Source organism: Lagierella sp. ICN-221743, from assembly GCF_037890055.1.
Taxonomy (GTDB): Bacteria; Bacillota; Clostridia; order Tissierellales; family Peptoniphilaceae; genus Mediannikoviicoccus.
The window spans coordinates 15,954-32,913 of record NZ_JBBKBD010000002.1 but is presented as its reverse complement, the minus strand read 5'-3'; the positions used below and the strand labels follow the sequence as shown (position 1 = coordinate 32,913).

General features: G+C 31.1%; 19 protein-coding genes. All 19 read left to right on the top strand.

The genetic code is table 11. The features are described from left to right. Positions 1 to 4 precede the first annotated feature (4 nt). The 19 genes from hrcA (at position 5) to truB (ending at position 16,958) form a co-directional block, all read left to right on the top strand. Positions 5 to 1,009: a heat-inducible transcriptional repressor HrcA gene (hrcA, locus tag WKS98_RS01230; protein ID WP_498916210.1), complete on the top strand. Its 1,005-nt coding sequence runs from the start codon at positions 5 to 7 to the stop codon at positions 1,007 to 1,009. A 12-nt stretch (positions 1,010 to 1,021) separates the two neighbouring features. After that, entirely contained in the window at positions 1,022 to 1,564 is a 543-nt protein-coding gene (gene grpE / locus WKS98_RS01225; protein ID WP_498916209.1) for a nucleotide exchange factor GrpE, read from the top strand. A 14-nt stretch (positions 1,565 to 1,578) separates the two neighbouring features. Then, a complete protein-coding gene (gene dnaK, locus WKS98_RS01220) occupies positions 1,579 to 3,405 on the top strand; it encodes a molecular chaperone DnaK (protein WP_498916207.1) in 1,827 nt (608 codons plus the stop codon). A gap of 138 nt (positions 3,406 to 3,543) precedes the next feature. Beyond that, positions 3,544 to 4,677, top strand: a complete 1,134-nt coding sequence (dnaJ, locus tag WKS98_RS01215; RefSeq protein WP_498916206.1) for a molecular chaperone DnaJ — start codon at positions 3,544 to 3,546, stop codon at positions 4,675 to 4,677. Continuing rightward, positions 4,674 to 5,597 (top strand): 50S ribosomal protein L11 methyltransferase, encoded by a 924-nt coding sequence (gene prmA / locus WKS98_RS01210; protein WP_498916205.1) that lies wholly within the window; start codon positions 4,674 to 4,676, stop codon positions 5,595 to 5,597. The genes dnaJ and prmA overlap by 4 nt, the downstream gene beginning before the upstream one ends. Beyond that, complete coding sequence (locus WKS98_RS01205) at positions 5,590 to 6,315, top strand: RsmE family RNA methyltransferase (protein ID WP_498916203.1); 726 nt, start codon at positions 5,590 to 5,592, stop codon at positions 6,313 to 6,315. Before prmA ends, WKS98_RS01205 begins: the two co-directional genes overlap by 8 nt. 3 nt (positions 6,316 to 6,318) lie before the next feature. Further along, positions 6,319 to 7,623, top strand: a complete 1,305-nt coding sequence (mtaB, locus tag WKS98_RS01200; RefSeq protein ID WP_498916202.1) for a tRNA (N(6)-L-threonylcarbamoyladenosine(37)-C(2))-methylthiotransferase MtaB — start codon at positions 6,319 to 6,321, stop codon at positions 7,621 to 7,623. 11 nt (positions 7,624 to 7,634) lie between these two features. Beyond that, complete coding sequence (locus WKS98_RS01195; RefSeq protein ID WP_237036317.1) at positions 7,635 to 7,976, top strand: histidine triad nucleotide-binding protein; 342 nt, start codon at positions 7,635 to 7,637, stop codon at positions 7,974 to 7,976. An 88-nt stretch (positions 7,977 to 8,064) separates the two neighbouring features. Further along, positions 8,065 to 8,250 carry a 30S ribosomal protein S21 gene (gene rpsU, locus WKS98_RS01190; RefSeq protein WP_237036318.1) on the top strand — a complete coding sequence of 62 codons (186 nt, stop codon included), beginning with the start codon at positions 8,065 to 8,067 and terminating at the stop codon, positions 8,248 to 8,250. A 79-nt stretch (positions 8,251 to 8,329) separates the two neighbouring features. Next, positions 8,330 to 9,088, top strand: coding sequence for an NfeD family protein (locus tag WKS98_RS01185; RefSeq protein WP_498916200.1), 759 nt, complete (start codon positions 8,330 to 8,332; stop codon positions 9,086 to 9,088). After that, positions 9,088 to 10,077, top strand: coding sequence for a flotillin-like protein FloA (gene floA / locus WKS98_RS01180; RefSeq protein WP_498916199.1), 990 nt, complete (start codon positions 9,088 to 9,090; stop codon positions 10,075 to 10,077). Before WKS98_RS01185 ends, floA begins: the two co-directional genes overlap by 1 nt. Beyond that, the gene (locus tag WKS98_RS01175; RefSeq protein WP_498916198.1) at positions 10,077 to 10,475 is read left to right on the top strand and encodes a hypothetical protein; all 399 of its coding nucleotides are present in this window, start codon (positions 10,077 to 10,079) and stop codon (positions 10,473 to 10,475) included. The genes floA and WKS98_RS01175 overlap by 1 nt, the downstream gene beginning before the upstream one ends. A gap of 102 nt (positions 10,476 to 10,577) precedes the next feature. Next, positions 10,578 to 11,039 (top strand): ribosome maturation factor RimP, encoded by a 462-nt coding sequence (rimP, locus tag WKS98_RS01170; RefSeq protein WP_498916197.1) that lies wholly within the window; start codon positions 10,578 to 10,580, stop codon positions 11,037 to 11,039. Between the two features lie 11 nt (positions 11,040 to 11,050). Then, positions 11,051 to 12,235 carry a transcription termination factor NusA gene (nusA, locus tag WKS98_RS01165; protein WP_498916195.1) on the top strand — a complete coding sequence of 395 codons (1,185 nt, stop codon included), beginning with the start codon at positions 11,051 to 11,053 and terminating at the stop codon, positions 12,233 to 12,235. After that, the gene (gene rnpM, locus WKS98_RS01160; protein WP_237036325.1) at positions 12,225 to 12,488 is read left to right on the top strand and encodes an RNase P modulator RnpM; all 264 of its coding nucleotides are present in this window, start codon (positions 12,225 to 12,227) and stop codon (positions 12,486 to 12,488) included. The genes nusA and rnpM overlap by 11 nt, the downstream gene beginning before the upstream one ends. Before the next feature lie 23 nt (positions 12,489 to 12,511). Next, a complete protein-coding gene (gene infB, locus WKS98_RS01155; RefSeq protein WP_498916193.1) occupies positions 12,512 to 14,743 on the top strand; it encodes a translation initiation factor IF-2 in 2,232 nt (743 codons plus the stop codon). An 8-nt stretch (positions 14,744 to 14,751) separates the two neighbouring features. Next, a complete protein-coding gene (gene rbfA, locus WKS98_RS01150) occupies positions 14,752 to 15,117 on the top strand; it encodes a 30S ribosome-binding factor RbfA (protein ID WP_498916191.1) in 366 nt (121 codons plus the stop codon). Continuing rightward, positions 15,110 to 16,066 carry a DHH family phosphoesterase gene (locus WKS98_RS01145; RefSeq protein ID WP_498916189.1) on the top strand — a complete coding sequence of 319 codons (957 nt, stop codon included), beginning with the start codon at positions 15,110 to 15,112 and terminating at the stop codon, positions 16,064 to 16,066. The genes rbfA and WKS98_RS01145 overlap by 8 nt, the downstream gene beginning before the upstream one ends. After that, positions 16,056 to 16,958 carry a tRNA pseudouridine(55) synthase TruB gene (gene truB, locus WKS98_RS01140; protein ID WP_498916187.1) on the top strand — a complete coding sequence of 301 codons (903 nt, stop codon included), beginning with the start codon at positions 16,056 to 16,058 and terminating at the stop codon, positions 16,956 to 16,958. The genes WKS98_RS01145 and truB overlap by 11 nt, the downstream gene beginning before the upstream one ends. Positions 16,959 to 16,960 lie beyond the last annotated feature (2 nt).

The window sequence follows — 16,960 nt, the reverse complement described above, 5'->3', positions numbered from 1 at the left end:
TGATATGCGCAAGAAACATATTATGGAATTTATCATAAATGAATATTTGGAAAGTTGCACGCCTGTAGGATCAAGAACTATTTCAAAAAATTCTGATTTAGGAGTATCTGCTGCAACTATAAGAAATGAAATGAGTGATTTAGAAGAGTTAGGCTTTTTAGAAAAGGCTCACTCATCTTCTGGTAGAATTCCTTCTGAATTAGCTTATAGATATTTTGCGAATGAAGTATTGAATGAGTTTAATGCGCAAAAGTCAAATGATAAGACAAGCTCATTAACACTTAGAAGTGAAAGATCGGGTATTAAAGGAGAGAGTGCCCTTAATTTAGCTTGTGACATACTTTCAGAGTCCACTAACTCGGTAGTTATTTCTTCATTAGAAAGATTTAATCAGCCAAGAATTAAAAAACTTGAAATTATTAATATAACGTCTAAGACTTACGTAATTGTTTTTGTATTGGATAACTTAGAAGTTTCAAGTAAAGTTTTTAATGTGGAATTTGAAATTAGCAACTCAGATTTGAAGAAAATAAATTTTTTGTTAAATAAAATTCTAAGTATTAATACCCAAGATGAGTTGATTGCTGAAGAACTTGACGAGATTGTAAGTTCTGCTTTAAATAGAGATTTAATACAATATTTTCTTTATTTTATAAACAAAGAGTATAGAGGGATAAATGATATTAAGACAAAGGTAACTGGTTTAACAAAAGTTTTGGAGATGCCAGAATATAATGATTTATATCAATTAAAATCTTTTTTGAACTTACTTAACGATGAAAAACAAGTAAAGAAAATACTAAATAAAAAATTGAATAATCATATTGAAGTTTTCGTTGGAGAGGAGGTTGGGCTTGAAGAGCTATCAAAGAACAGCCTCGTACTTACTGAATTGATATTAGACAATGCATATAAGATTAAATTAGGAGTGTTATCTCCTATGAGATCTGATTATAAAAAAAATATTTCAAGTTTGTACAATATTTCATGGAAACTGATAAGTTTATAAAGGAGGTATTCTATGGAGTCTAAAGAGAAAGATTATAAAGATGAAGTCAATATTGAAGATGTGATTGACGAGCAAGTTGACAATTTAGAACAAGAAGAGATTATAGACGCTGAACTGACATCTGAAATTGAATTACTTAAAGATGCTAATACAAGTTTAAGTTCATCATTGGCTCGTCTACAGGCAGATTTTTCAAATTATAAAAAAAGGATTGAAAAAGAAAAATCAATGTCGGTTAAACTAGCTAATGAAGATTTGATTATGAAACTTCTACCAGTTATAGATGATTTAGAAAGAGCATATAATCACATGGAATCTTCAGAATATTCTGAAGGAATAAATATAATAATTAAAAATTTTAAAGAAGTTTTGAAAAAAGAAGGGCTTGAAGAAATAGAGTCAGATAATAAACCATTTGATCATAATTTTCATCAAGCAATTCTAATGGAAGAAAATGAAGACGTAGAGTCAGGTAATATTATTGAAACTTTCCAAAAAGGATATGTTTTAAATGGAAAAGTAATTAGACCAAGCATGGTCAAAGTTTCTGAATAATTAGGAGGTATATTATGTCAAAAATAATTGGAATCGACTTAGGTACAACAAACTCAGCTGTAGCCGTTATGGAAGGTGGATCAGCTAGTATAATCACAAATGTAGAAGGTAATAGAACAACACCATCTGTAGTTGCTTTTACAAAAGATGGAGAAAGATTAGTTGGTGAAACCGCAAAGAGACAAGCTATAACAAATCCTAGCAGAACTATTTCATCAATTAAGACTCATATGGGTTCAGATTATAAAGTTGAAATAGATGGAAAGGATTTAAACCCTGAAGATATTTCTGCAATGATACTTCAAAAGTTAAAAGCGGATGCTGAACACTTTTTAGGTGAAAAGATTACTGAAGCAGTTATTACAGTTCCTGCATACTTTACAGATAGCCAAAGACAAGCAACAAAAGACGCTGGACAAATTGCAGGTTTAAATGTAAGAAGAATTATAAACGAACCAACAGCAGCAGCTTTAGCTTATGGACTTGACAAAGATCATGACCAACACAAAATAATGGTTTATGACCTTGGTGGTGGAACATTTGACGTTTCAATTCTTGAAGTAGGTGACGGAGTATTTGAAGTTCTATCTACAAGAGGTAATAACAAGCTAGGTGGAGATGACTTTGACAATGCTGTTATCGATTATTTAGCAGAAGAATTTAAGAAGGAAAACGGAATTGACCTAAGACAAGATCCAACTTCTCTTCAAAGACTTAAAGATGCAGCTGAAAAGGCAAAGAAAGAGCTATCAACAACTCTATCTTCAAATATAAACTTACCATTTATAACTGCTGTTAACGGAGTTCCTGCTCACCTAAATATGGACTTAAGCAGATCTAAATTTGAAGAGTTAACTGAACATTTAGTTGAAAAGACTGTTGATCCTGTTAAACAAGCTTTAAAGGACGCTGGATTGCAAGCGTCAGACATTGAATCAGTATTGCTTGTAGGTGGTTCTACAAGAATCCCAGCAGTTCAAGAATCAGTAAAGAAATTAATAGGTAGGGATCCTCAAAAGGATATTAACCCTGACGAATGCGTTGCCATGGGTGCTGCAATTCAAGGTGGAGTATTAAGTGGAGAAGTAAAAGACTTACTATTACTTGATGTTACACCACTATCATTAGGTATTGAAACACTTGGTGGAGTTACAACTAAGTTAATAGAAAGAAATACTACAATTCCTACTAAGAAGAGTCAAGTATTTACAACTGCAGCAGATGGACAAACTAATGTTGAAGTAGTAGTTCTTCAAGGCGAAAGAGAAATGGCCGCTGATAACACATTATTAGGCAAGTTCACATTAGCTGACATACCTGCAGCTCCAAGGGGAGTACCTCAAATTGAAGTAACTTTTGATATCGACGCAAATGGTATAGTAAATGTTACTGCAAAGGACTTAGGATCAGGTAAAGAACAAAAGATGACTATTTCATCTTCAACTAAATTATCAGACGAAGAAATAAAACAAAAGGTTGATGATGCAGCTAAGTATGCCGAAGAAGACAAGAAGAAAAAAGAATTAATTGAAAATAGAAATAATGCAGAATCTGTAATCTATCAAACAGAAAAGACAATGAAGGATTTAGGAGATAAAGTAAGTGCAGATGAAAAATCAGCAATTGAAGAAAAGATAAAAGAACTAAAGGATACTTTAACTTCCGAAAATGCTGAAGAAATTAAATCTAAAACTGAAAATCTTACTCAAGAACTTTACAAGATTTCAGAAAAACTATATGCACAAAGTGCAGATGCAAATGCAGGAGAAGCTCAAGGCAATAACGATGATGTAGTTGATGCAGATTACGAAGTTGTAGATGAGGACGAAGAAGACAAATAATAATATTAAATAGGGACGGAGTTTTCCTCTGTCCCTATTTTCTTTTTAAACTATATTATGATAAGATAATTAGAGAATTTTTGAGTTATTAAATCTTTTAAATGAAGATTTAATATTTTATTATGGAGGTAATTTTAAATGAGAAACCCTTATGAGGTTTTAGGTGTTGACAAGGACTTTACGAAGGATGAGTTGAAGAAGAAATATAGACAACTTGCAAAAAAATATCATCCAGATTTAAATCCAGACAACGAAGATGCAAAGGAAAAATTACAAGAGATAAATGAAGCATATGCTATTTTGTCTGATGATGAAAATAGAAGAAAATATGATATGTATGGTGAAGCTGCATTTAATGGAGCTGGTGGTGGCTTTGGCGATATAAACTTTGACCTTTCAGATATATTCGGAGATATATTTGGAGATATTTTTTCAGGAGGATTTTCGTCTAGTAAAAGAACTAACTATCCTCAAAAAGGCGAAGACTTACAAACTGTTGTTACTTTAGATTTTAACGAAGCTGCCTTTGGAGCAAAAAAAGAAATTTCATTTAGAAGGACTGAAAGCTGTCCTAAATGTGACGGAACAGGAGCAAAAAAGGGAAGTAAAGTTAAAGTGTGTTCTAAATGCCATGGAACAGGTGAAGTAAGATATCAACAGCAATCTCCTTTTGGAACATTTGTAAGAACTAGCGTTTGTGATGAATGCCATGGAACAGGTGAAGTAATAGAAGAGAAATGTCCAACTTGTAAGGGAAAGAAAAAAGTAAGTAAGACAAAGACCATAAATATAGATATCCCTGCAGGAGTTGATAATGACTCCGTAATTAATTTAAGAGGAGAAGGTAATGTTGGCCATAATGGCGGTCCTTCAGGGGACCTATATGTAATCATCAAGGTTAAAGAGCATGAACTTTTTGAAAGAAGAGGCTATGACCTATATTTCAAAATGCCAATAAGTTTCTCACAAGCAGCCCTTGGGGCAGAAATAGAAATCCCTTTAATAGATGGAATTGAAAAATATACTATCCCTGAAGGAACTCAAACAGGAACAGTATTTAAATTAAAAAATGAAGGTATTCAAAAATTAAATAACAAAGATGGCAAAAGAGGGGATTTATATTTTGAAGTTGTTGTTATTACCCCTAAAAATTTAAATAGTAGACAAAAAGAGCTATTAAAAGAGCTAGCAGATCATTCAGACATAGATTTAAAACATCATAAAGATAAAAAAACTTTATTCGATAGAATCAAGGAGAAGTTTGAAATATGAAATGGATAAATTTTAGCCTTAAATCTCCATATGAATACGAAGATTTAATTTATAATTACCTATATGAAAATGAAGTATACTCTTTTGAAGTAGTGGATGATAGAACAGTTGATGAAGTTGAAGAAACTAAACCCTATTGGGTAGAGATAGATAATGATTTAAGAATTGGAGAAGAATTGTTATTTATCAAATTTAATCTAGAAGATAATGAAAAAAATTTAAATAGAATTTTAAATCTTATTGAGAACTTAAAGAGCCTTTCATCTGAAATAGAAACTGATTATAAAAGAGAGTGCGAGGATTATGACTGGACTGTGGAATGGAAAAAGTTTTTTAAGCCCCTTGAAGTGGGAGAAAAATTTGTAATTGTTCCAAGCTGGGAAGAGTATAAAGCTGATACAGATAAAATAATTCTTGAAATAGACCCTGGAATGGCTTTTGGAACAGGAGGCCATGAAACCACTGCCATTTGCTTAGAACTTCTAGAAAAAATAAATTTACAAGACAAAGAAATTGCAGATGTTGGAACCGGTTCTGGTATACTTGCTATTGCCTGTGCAAAACTTGGTGCAAAGAATGTATTGGGCCTTGACATTGATCCATTATCTATAAAGACAGCAAGAGAAAATGTAGAAATTAATAACTGTGCAGATAAGATAGAAGTTATGGAAAGTGATTTACTAAACACGTCAAAGGATAATTATGATTTAATTATTGCAAATATTCTTCCAGATGTAATAATAAACTTGATTCCAGATGCTTATGAGAAATTAAACCATGGTGGATTGATGTTAGTTTCAGGAATTATAATTGAAAAGAAAGATTTGGTTATTGACGAATTAAAGAAGCAAGGTTTTAATATCGTTAAAGATTTAGATATGGGAGAATGGACTGGAATTATAGGTAAAAAAGATGTTTAGATTTTTCATAGATGAGTCAAATATTATTGATGATAATTTTATAGAAATAGTTGAAAAAGAAGATTTTCACCATGGAAAAAACGTACTGAGACTTAAAGTAGGAGAAAAATTAGAGCTAATATCAGAAGCAAATAAATATATAACTGAAATTACAGAAATAAAAATCGACTCTATTTTGACTAAGGTATTAGAAAAAACTGAATTAAAAAATAAAGATGTTTCTATAAAATTATATCAAGGAATGCCCAAGTCGGATAAATTCGAATTAATCATACAGAAATCTGTGGAACTTGGAGTGGATGAAATTATTCCATTTGAATCAGAAAGAACAATAGTTAAGTTTAAATCGAAAAGTTATGATAAAAAACAAGAAAGATATGAAAAAATCATAAAAGCCGCAGCTATGCAGTCAAAGAGAAATAGTATACCAAAAATAGATTATCCAATAAAGTTAAATGAAATAGAACTTGAAGATGAAGAACTTGGTATTTTAGCATATGAAGAATCTGGCTTTCCTATTAGAGAGGTTTTAAAAAATTCAAAAATTTACAATACAATTTCAATTGTAATTGGACCTGAAGGCGGTTTTTCTAAAAAAGAAGTGGATGAATTAATTTCAAAAGGATTTAATTCTATTTCACTTGGAGATAGAATTTTAAGAACAGAAACTGCGTCATTAAACTTACTATCTATAATAGGCTATGAATTAGAAAGGTAAAGGATGAAAAAAGTAAGCTTTTTAACACTGGGATGTAAAGTAAATCAATATGAAACTGAAGCTATGACGGAACTTTTTACAAGTAGGGGATATGAAGTTGTTCCCCATGGTGAATATAGTGACATCTTTGTTATAAACACATGTACCGTTACAAACCAAAGCGACAGAAAATCTAGGCAAGCCATAGGAAAGGTAAAAAAACTGAATGAGGATGCAATCATAGCCATGGTTGGATGCTATGTTCAGATTAAGCCCGAAGAAGTTTCCGAAATCGATGGTGTTGATGTTGTACTTGGCACAAACAATAAATCACAAATAGTAGATGCCTGTGAAAGAGCCCTTACAGAAAAAAGAGTGATAAGTGTTATTGATGAAATAAAAAATGACAAAGATTTTGAAGAACTCGAAATCTATAATCAGTCTGAAATGACAAGAGCCTACATTAAAATTCAAGAAGGCTGTAATCAATATTGCTCATATTGCATTATTCCATATGCAAGAGGACCTGTAAGATCAAGAAATCTAAATTCAATAATAAAAGAAGCTGAAAGACTTGCAGCAAGAGGATATAAAGAAATTATACTTACTGGTATTCATGTTGCGTCATATGGCATTGACTTTGAAGAGGATATTTCGTTAATTGATGTTATAGAAGAAATCAGCAAAGTAGAAGGTATTAAAAGAATAAGATTAAGTTCTGTAGAACCAAGACTTATAACAGAAGAATTCTTAAGTAGAGCAAAGGAAACAGGAAAGTTTTGTGATCACTTCCATCTATCTCTTCAAAATGGATCTAATAAGATTTTAAAACTTATGAATAGAAAATATACCACAGAAGAATACGCAGAAAAAGTAAAACTTATAAGGAAGTTTTATCCCTATGCAGGTATAACTACCGATATAATCGTAGGTTTTCCAGAAGAGACAGAAGAAGATTTTGAAATGACCTGTAACTTTGTAAGAAAAATAGGATTTTCAAAAGTTCATATTTTTAAATACTCACCTAGAGAAGGTACTAGGGCGGCTAAGATGAAAAATCAAATAGCTGGAGACGTTAAAAAATATAGAAGTACAAAATTATCCGAAGTTTGCCAAGAGGTTTCAAATGAATATTTAAATGGCTTAATGGGAAAAACTTTTGAAGTTCTATTTGAATCTAAATCTGACTTCAATGGATATATTTCAGGATATGCCACAAATTATACTAGAATAAATATTTTGGAAGATGATAATATGATTAACGAAATTCTTAATATCAAATATAAAAATGTACAAAATGGTGAAGTATTTGGTATAATTGAAATATAGGAGGTGAAATAATGGATTGTATTTTTTGTAAAATAGCAAATAAAGAAATTGAATCAGCTATTATTTATGAAGATGATTCAGTTATTGCTTTTAATGACCTTAATCCTCAGTCTCCTATACACTTTTTGGTTATCCCCAAAGAGCATATATCATCGGCCAATGATATAAATGAAGATAATAAGGAAATAATTGGTCATATCTTTTGTGTAATAAACAAATTAGCTAAAGACAAAGGATTTGATAAAGATGGCTATAGGATTGTAAATAACATTGGAAAAGATGGAGGTCAATCTGTAAATCATATTCACTTCCATGTATTGGCAGGAAGAAGTTTACAATGGCCACCAGGCTAAATGTTGCAATATAATAATTCTTAAGTTATAATATTAAAGTGTTCTGCTCAATATGAGCACTCTTTATACAAGAGGGGAGGGGAAACCTATGCCAGAAATCAGAGTTGGTGAAAATGAATCTTTAGAAAGTGCTTTAAAAAGATTTAAAAGACAATGTGCTAGATCAGGCGTGTTATCTGAATACAGAAAAAGAGAACACTATGAAAAACCTAGCGTTAAAAGAAAAAAGAAATCAGAAGCAGCTAAAAGAAAAAAAGTAAGAAGAGGTTTTTAACACCGCATACCCGGGATTGTCCTGGGTATTTTTTTGTTTATTTATATATGTGGAGGGTATAAATAAATAGGAGGCGTGTATGAAAAAACGTATTTCTATTTCAACCTTATTGTTTATTTTAATTTTATTTTCAAAAAATCTAACAATAGCATCAGAAACTTCAAAAAGTATTTTTCTATATACTCCATTGAAGGTAAACTCTTTTAATGATTTTTTTGCTTTTTTAGCAAATCCTTTCATTTCAACTTTACTTTTAACGGTAGCAACTCTACTTATAATTTTTGAATTGTTTTTCAATTTAAAAGGAGTAGGAGTAGGATTCGCAATTATTTCTCTAATATTATTCTTTATGGGAAATATAGGAATGGGATATACCAATCTATTGGAGTTAATATTATTCTTAATTGGTGTTATATTTATAGTTTTTGAAATTTTTATTCCAGGATTCGGAATTCCAGGAATATTGGGAATAGGATTTATTCTATACGCACTATACAATGCAATGGAGGATCCTACTATTAGTTTAATATCAATTACAGTTTCTGGAGTTATTGGACTATTAGTTTTTGTAATTATATTAAAAATGGGATTTCGAAGCAATGCATTTAATAAAATTGTATTACAAGATGATATTTCATCACATACAAGTATTAATAGGAAAGAACTTTTGGGTAAGTCAGGAACATCTCTTAGTATGTTAAGACCTTCAGGAAAAATCTTAATAGATGGAGAAACATACGATGCAATTACTGAAGGCAACTTTATCGAAGCCAATAAACCAATAAAGGTTTATAAGATAGAAGGATTTAAAATTATGGTTAAGGAGGAAATTATTTAATGCCAGGAAACGTATCATTAATTTTAACAATCGTAGTAGTTTTAGTTTTACTATCCCTATTTTTTACATTTGTACCAGTAGGGCTTTGGGTTACCGCATTCTTTGCAGGGGTAAAAATTAAAATATCTACACTTATAGGAATGAGACTAAGAAGGGTTTCACCAAGCAGGATAATAAATCCATTAATAAAAGCAACTAAAGCAGGACTAAATTTAAATGCTAACCAACTTGAAGCACACTATCTTGCAGGTGGCAATGTAAATACCTTAGTAGACGCATTAATTGCTGCACAAAGAGCAGAAATTCCTCTAGACTTTGATAGAGGGGCTGCAATAGACCTAGCAGGTAGAAATGTTTTGGAAGCGGTTCAAGTTTCGGTAAATCCTAAGGTAATTGAAACTCCCCTTATATCTGCAGTTGCAATGGATGGTATTGAAGTTATTGCAAAGGCAAAGGTTACTGTTAGAGCAAATATTGACAGACTTGTTGGTGGAGCTGGTGAAGAAACAATTATCGCAAGGGTTGGAGAAGGTATTGTAACAACCGTCGGTTCTGCAAAAAGCCATAGTCAAGTTTTAGAAAATCCTGATTCCATTTCTCAAATGGTTTTAACTAAGGGATTAGACTCAGGAACAGCCTATGAAATCTTATCCATAGACATTGCAGATGTTGATGTTGGAAGAAACATTGGTGCAAAGCTTCAAACAGATCAAGCTGAAGCTGACAAGAGAATTGCACAAGCTAAAGCGGAAGAAAGAAGAGCTATGGCTGTTGCATCTGAACAGGAAATGCTTGCAGAAATTAAAAAGATGAGATCTAAAGTTGTTGAAGCTGAATCCAAAATTCCACTTGCTATTGCAAAGGCTTTAGAAAATGGAAATATTGGAATCATGGATTATTATAAAATGGAAAATATAAATGCTGATACAAAAATGAGAAATTCTATTTCAGGATATGAAACAGGAACTAATGATAAGGATAAAAAATAATGCTTTTTTTAATTTTTATTATCATTATAATTATCTATTTGGATAATCAAAAAAAAGTATATAAAAATAAATCTAAGAAAACAATATATACCTATCCTGAAAAGAATAAAAAAAGAGTGGATCTTGAAATTAGGGATTTAAGTTCAAAAAAAGTTGTTAATAAAGAAAGCTCAAATAGCAAGAAAAATAAAAAAGTAGATATAAAGAAAGAATCTGATAAATTAAATATTCCGGAAAAACTAAAAGAGGTTAATAAGAATAAGGAACTTGTTATTGAAGATGTAAAAGATACTTTAGATGAAAATGAAGATGTACAAACTGAAAATAATAAAAGTGATTTTAAATTTAATGCAAAAGAAGCTTTTATTTACTCAGAAATTTTTAATAGAAAATACTAAAGGTTGAAAAATTAAGCAAATCTTGATATAATTGACTTAAGATAGTAGAATTGATAGGAGTGGGGTTGTCCCGCTCTTATTTATTTAGTTAAGGGAGGGAATATGAGAAAAAAAGATTTACTTAGTCTGTGTGAAAAAGAATTTGAACCACTAATATTACAATCAGGTTTGGAATTATATGAAATTGAATATGTTAAAGAACCTGTGGGAAATATACTAAGAGTTTACATTAGCAAAGGTAATGGGAATGTAAGTATAGAAGACTGTGAAACAGTAAGTAATTTTATTAGCGAAAAACTTGATGAATTAGATCCTATAGAAGATTCTTATTTCCTTGAAGTTTCTTCTCCAGGAATTGATAGGCCCTTTAAAAAGGAAAAAGATTATGAAAGAAATCTAGGAGAAAATGTAGAAGTTAAATTCTATGGTTCCCATAGAGGACAAAAAACTTTAATAGGAAAGCTTTTGAGCTATAATGAAAATATATTAAAAATTGAAACTGAAAAAGGGGTAGAAGAACTGGATAGAGAAGCTATTTCTACCGTGAGATTATCATTATTTTAATAGGAGAAAAAATGAACAAAGAATTTATTGATGCCTTAGTAGAAATTGAAAAAACAAAAGGGGTTTCTAAAGATGTAATAATTGAAGCTTTAGAAAAAGCTTTAATAAAGAGTTATGAAAAAAACTTTGATGAAAATGCAAATGTTACAGTTAGTATTAATAAAGAAACTGGAGAAATAAAAACATACTCCATAAAAGAGGTAGTTGAAGAAGTTGAAGATCCAATTACTCAAATATCAGAACTTGAAGCAAAAAAAATTAATTCAAGTATTGAAATAGGAGATGAACTTTCCATCGAGGTTACTCCTAAAGATTTTGGAAGAATTGCGGCTCAAACTGCAAGAAATATAGTTATTCAAAAGATAAAAGATGCTGAAAGAGATATTGTATATAATGAATTTATAGATAGAGAAAAAGAAATTGTAACTGGCTTAATTCAAAGAATAGACAGAGGAATATTATATGTTGATTTAGGAAGAGTTGAAGGTATTGTCCCTTATGAAGAACAAATACCTGGAGAAGTTTACAATCTAAACTCTAGATATAAATTCTTCATAAAAGAAGTAAAAAATACAACAAAGGGTGCACAAGTTATTTTATCCCGATCTGATGTTGGATTAGTAAAAAGACTGTTAGAGCTTGAAATACCAGAAATTAATGAAGGTATTGTAGAGGTTCAAGCAATTGCAAGAGAAGCAGGATCAAGAACAAAACTTGCAGTTTTTGCAAAGGATGAAAATGTAGATCCAGTTGGGGCATGTGTAGGATTTAAAGGAAGTAGAGTTAAAAATATCGTAGATGAACTAAATGGTGAAAAGTTAGATATTGTAGTTTGGGACAAAGATATAAAAGTCTTTTTAGCAAATAGTTTAAGTCCAACTGAGGTCAAAAAAGTTTTTGTTGATGAAAAAGAGAAAGTAGCGAGAGTTATTGTTGCTAACGATCAGTTGTCTCTAGCAATCGGTAAAGAAGGACAAAATGCAAGGCTTGCTGCAAAACTTACCGGTTGGAAAGTTGATATTAAAGGCTTTGAACAATATATTGAAGAAATAAACTCAGGAGAATTAGATCCAGAGTTCCCTGAAGAAAAAGAATATATTGAATCTATTTTAAATCCTGACTCAAATGAAATAGAAGAGGATTTTGTTGAAGATATCGATAAAGACCAAGAGGAATTTTTAAATAATGAAGACTAAAAAAATCCCTATGAGAAAATGTGTTGCCTGTGGATTAAACAAACCTAAGGGCGAAATGTTACGAATAGTTAAAAACAAAGAAGAAGGTATAGTTGTTGATACTACTGGTAAAAAGAATGGTAGAGGCGCCTATATCTGTAAAGATTTAGAATGTTTAGAAAAAGCAAAGAAAAACAAAAAAATTTCACATGCATTAAACGCTGAATTAAGCGAAGAAATTTATAAGGAGATTTCGAGTTATGTAATGGAATAATAAGTTCGAGAGGAGTGCTGTATATGAAAAAAATAAGAATTTATGAACTTGCAAAAAATTTAGATGTACCAGCAAAAACTGTAATTCAGGAGCTGGATAAGATTGGGATAAAGGTTAAAAGTCACATGTCATCTGTTGATGCAGATCTTGAAAATAAACTTAATGATGTATTTAACCCTAATAGTAGTAAAAATAAAGCAAAAAAAGAGGTTAGTGCAGAAAACAATAAACAAAAACATAATAATAAAAACAAGAATTATAAAAAGAACTCACACAAAAAGGAAAATGATGACGAAACAGAGGTAGATAGTAAGGCTTTTAAACACGAGAATAGACAAAAGAACAAAAACCAAAACACTCCTAATAAAAACAAAAGAAACAGAAAAAATTCTAAAAAAGTAGAGATAGATGAAGATCACTTTAAAAATTTACAAAAAACTACTCCTAGATTAAAAAATAAATACAAAAAGAAGGAAGAACCTGAAAAAGTTGATCCAGATGCACCTATAGAAATACCAGGAAGTATAACAGTGGCTGATTTAGCAGAAGCTATTGATGTTACTCTTACTGATTTGATGGGCAAGCTTATTTCATATGGAATAATGGCTTCTCAAAATGAAGAATTAAATTTTGAGAATGCACAAATCATTAGTTTAGAGTTTGGAAAAGAAGTTGTTCAAATGACAGAAGAAGATCTTGAAGAAGACATGATGGAAGAACTTGACTTTGAAGATAAAGAATCATCTTTGAAGAAAAGACCTCCAGTTGTTACAGTAATGGGTCATGTAGATCATGGTAAGACCTCTCTTCTTGACAGCATAAGAAACACTTCTGTAACTAGAGGAGAAGCAGGCGGTATTACACAACATATTGGTGCTTCTGTAGTAAATGTAAATAATGAAAAAATAGTATTTTTAGATACGCCTGGTCACGAAGCCTTTACAGCAATGCGTTCTAGGGGAGCTCAAGTAACTGACCTAGCAATACTTGTTGTTGCCGCAGATGATGGGGTAATGCCTCAAACAATAGAAGCTATAAACCACGCTAAAGCTGCAGAGGTTCCTATAATTGTTGCAATAAATAAAATGGACAAGCCTGAAGCAAATGTTGAAAGAATCAAACAAGAACTGGCCGATAATGACTTAATGCCAGATGATTGGGGCGGAGATGCTATTTGTATGCCTGTTTCTGCAAGAACTGGAGAAGGAATAGATGATCTTTTAGAGATGATTCTTACAGTATCTGAAATGGAAGAACTTAAAGCAAATCCTAATAGAAAAGCGATAGGAACTGTTATCGAGGCCCAGCTTGATAAAGGAAGAGGACCTACAGCAACAGTATTAATTCAAAAAGGAACTTTGAAAACTGGAGATATAGTAGTATCAGGAACTACAAGTGGACGTATAAGAGCTATGTTTGATGACAAAGGAAAGAATATCAAAAAGGCAGGACCTTCTTTCCCAGCACAAATATTAGGTTTATCAGATGTTCCAGAAGCAGGAGATACTCTATATGCTGTTAAAGACGAAAGAACTGCTAGAGGATATGCGGATAAGGCTAAAGAAGTTCAGAAGGAAGATATGATTAAATCATCATCCAATATAAATTTAGATGATTTATTCAATCAGATTTCAAGTGGAGATATTAAAGACCTTAACATAATAATCAAAACAGATGTTAGAGGTACAATAGACGCTGTTAAACAGTCCTTTGAAAAGTTGAGCAATGAAGAAGTTAAGGTAAATATTATCCATGGAGCCGTAGGTGGAGTTACAGATTCTGACGTTAACTTAGCTGCCGCTTCAAATGCACTTATTATTGGATTTAATGTAAGACCTTCCCAATCTGCTATAGAGCTTGCAAACTATGAAAATGTAGAAATAAGAACTTATAGAGTTATCTATGAAGCTATAGAAGACATAAAGAACGCAATAAAAGGTATGCTTGCACCAAAACTTGTTGAAGAAGTAACTGGTAGAGCAGAAATTAGAGCGGTATTTAAAGTTCCAAATGTTGGTTCAGTTGCAGGTATCTATGTAACAAGCGGTAAAATTTTAAGAAACGCTTCGGTAAGACTAATAAGAGATGATATTGTTATACACGAAGGTGAAATCTCTTCACTAAAGAGATTTAAAGATGATACCAAAGAGCTTGCTACAGGTTATGAAGGCGGTCTTGGAATAGAAAATTATAATGATATAAAAGAAGGAGACGCTATAGAATCATTCATCATGAAAGAAGTTGCTCCAAAGTAGGTGATAATATGAATGAAAAACGTGTTAAAAGAATTTCGTCAGAAATAAATAAAATTGTTTCAAATCTAGTATATACAGATTTAAAAAATCCTCATATTGATCTTTTATATACAGGGATTACTGGTGTAGAGGTTACAAATGATCTTAGTTTTGCATACATCTATATATCAGTTATAGGTGATGATGTAAAAAAACAAGAGACTTTAAAGGGCTTTGAAGAATCTAAGGGATATATTAGGAAAGAAATTAGCAGAAATATAGACCTTAGACATACTCCATCCTTAATTTTTAAATTAGATGAGTCAACTGAAAGAGGTATGCATATAGAGAAAATAATTGATGATTTGAACTCTGAAGGAAATTCTAATGAATAAAATACAAGAATTAAAAGAGATAATTGCAAATAATGAGAGATTTGCAATTATCTCTCATTTAAGTCCAGATGGAGATAACCTTGGATCTTTGATAGCTATGACAAATTACCTAAATGACATAGGTAAAACAGTATTTCCTATTGAACTGGATACTATTCCTAATAAATTCAAATTTATTACAAACTCAATAAGATTTTACGATAACAGTAGTTTAGAAGCTGATGTGTTAATTGCTCTAGATTGTGCCGATAGGAAACGACTTGGAGATATAGATAATTTATTTGAAACCTCCAAGAAAGTTATAAAAATAGACCATCATAACTCAGGAGATGATTATGCCGATTTAAGCATTGTAGATAGTGAAATATCATCCACTTGCGAACTTTTATCAGAGATTTTCTTGGAACTTGATGCTAACTTCACACATTCTATTTCCACAGCTTTATTAATGGGAATTTTAACGGATACGGGTAGATTTTTATTTAATTCAGCCAATTCAAGAACTTTTGAAATAGCGTCTATCTTATGTTCTAATGGTGCAGAAAAAGAACTTTTAATGGATAAGATATTTCAATCAGAAAGTCTTAACGCTAAGAGAGCTCAGCTTGAGATTTTAAAAAATGCATCATTTTACTATGACTCAAAACTTGTTATCTTAGAACAGAGTTTAAATTTACTAGAGAAGTATGGTGTTACTGATACAGATGTTGAAAATGTAATAAATTATTTTAGAGAAAGCATTGAAGTTTGTGCTGTTGCATTGATTAAAGAGCTATCCAAAGACAATTATAAAATAAGTTTAAGAAGTAAGGGCAATATAAATGTATGTGAGATTGCAAAAAAACATGGCGGTGGAGGCCATATAAATGCGTCTGGATTAAAGATAGAAGCGCCATATAAAGAAGTCGAAAACAAAATAATAGAAGGATTTGATATTCTTGACAAATAGAAATAATATTGATGGAGTTATAAATGTATACAAGGAAATAGGATACACTTCCCATGATGTTGTTGCGATACTTCGAAAAACTCTTGGAATAAAAAAAATTGGTCATACAGGTACACTTGATCCAAATGTTTCAGGAGTACTACCTATTTGTGTGGGAAATTCCACAAAAATATCTTCTTATTTAATGAATCATCAAAAAACTTATCTTGGTGAGGTTACGTTTGGATATGAAACGGATACTGAAGATATTTGGGGAAGTATCACAGAAACTTGTGACTATACTCCTTCTATTGATGAGCTTAAAAAGGCAATATCTAGAATAAATGGCAAAGAAATTCTTCAAACTCCACCAATGTACTCTGCTATTAAAGTAGGTGGAAAAAAACTATATGAACTTGCAAGAGACGGAAAAGATATTGAAAGAAAAAAAAGAATTGCGAATATTTACTCCATAGAACTCATTAGGTATATCAGTGGGAAAGCTCATATTAAAGTCACTTGCTCCAAGGGAACCTATATAAGGACATTGTTTAAAGATATAGCTAGAAAGTGCAATTCTCTAGGCACTATGTCTTCACTTATTAGGCTATCTTCTGGAGGTTTTAATATTAAGGACTCAATAACTTTGGATGAAATAAATAAATTGTGTAAACTGGGAATTTCTGATTTCTTTGTTAATCCAGATAAAGCTCTTGAAGATATTGAAAAAATAATTATTCCTGATTTTCTTTTTGACAAGGTAATCAATGGGGTAGCAATAAAAACAAATCTGTTAGGACTAAAATTAGAAAATGACAAAGAGTATTTAGTGTATTGTAAAGAAGAATTTATTGGGATTTATCATCACTTAGATAATTTATTAAAAGTAAAAAGTTATTTGTATAAGAGGTAATC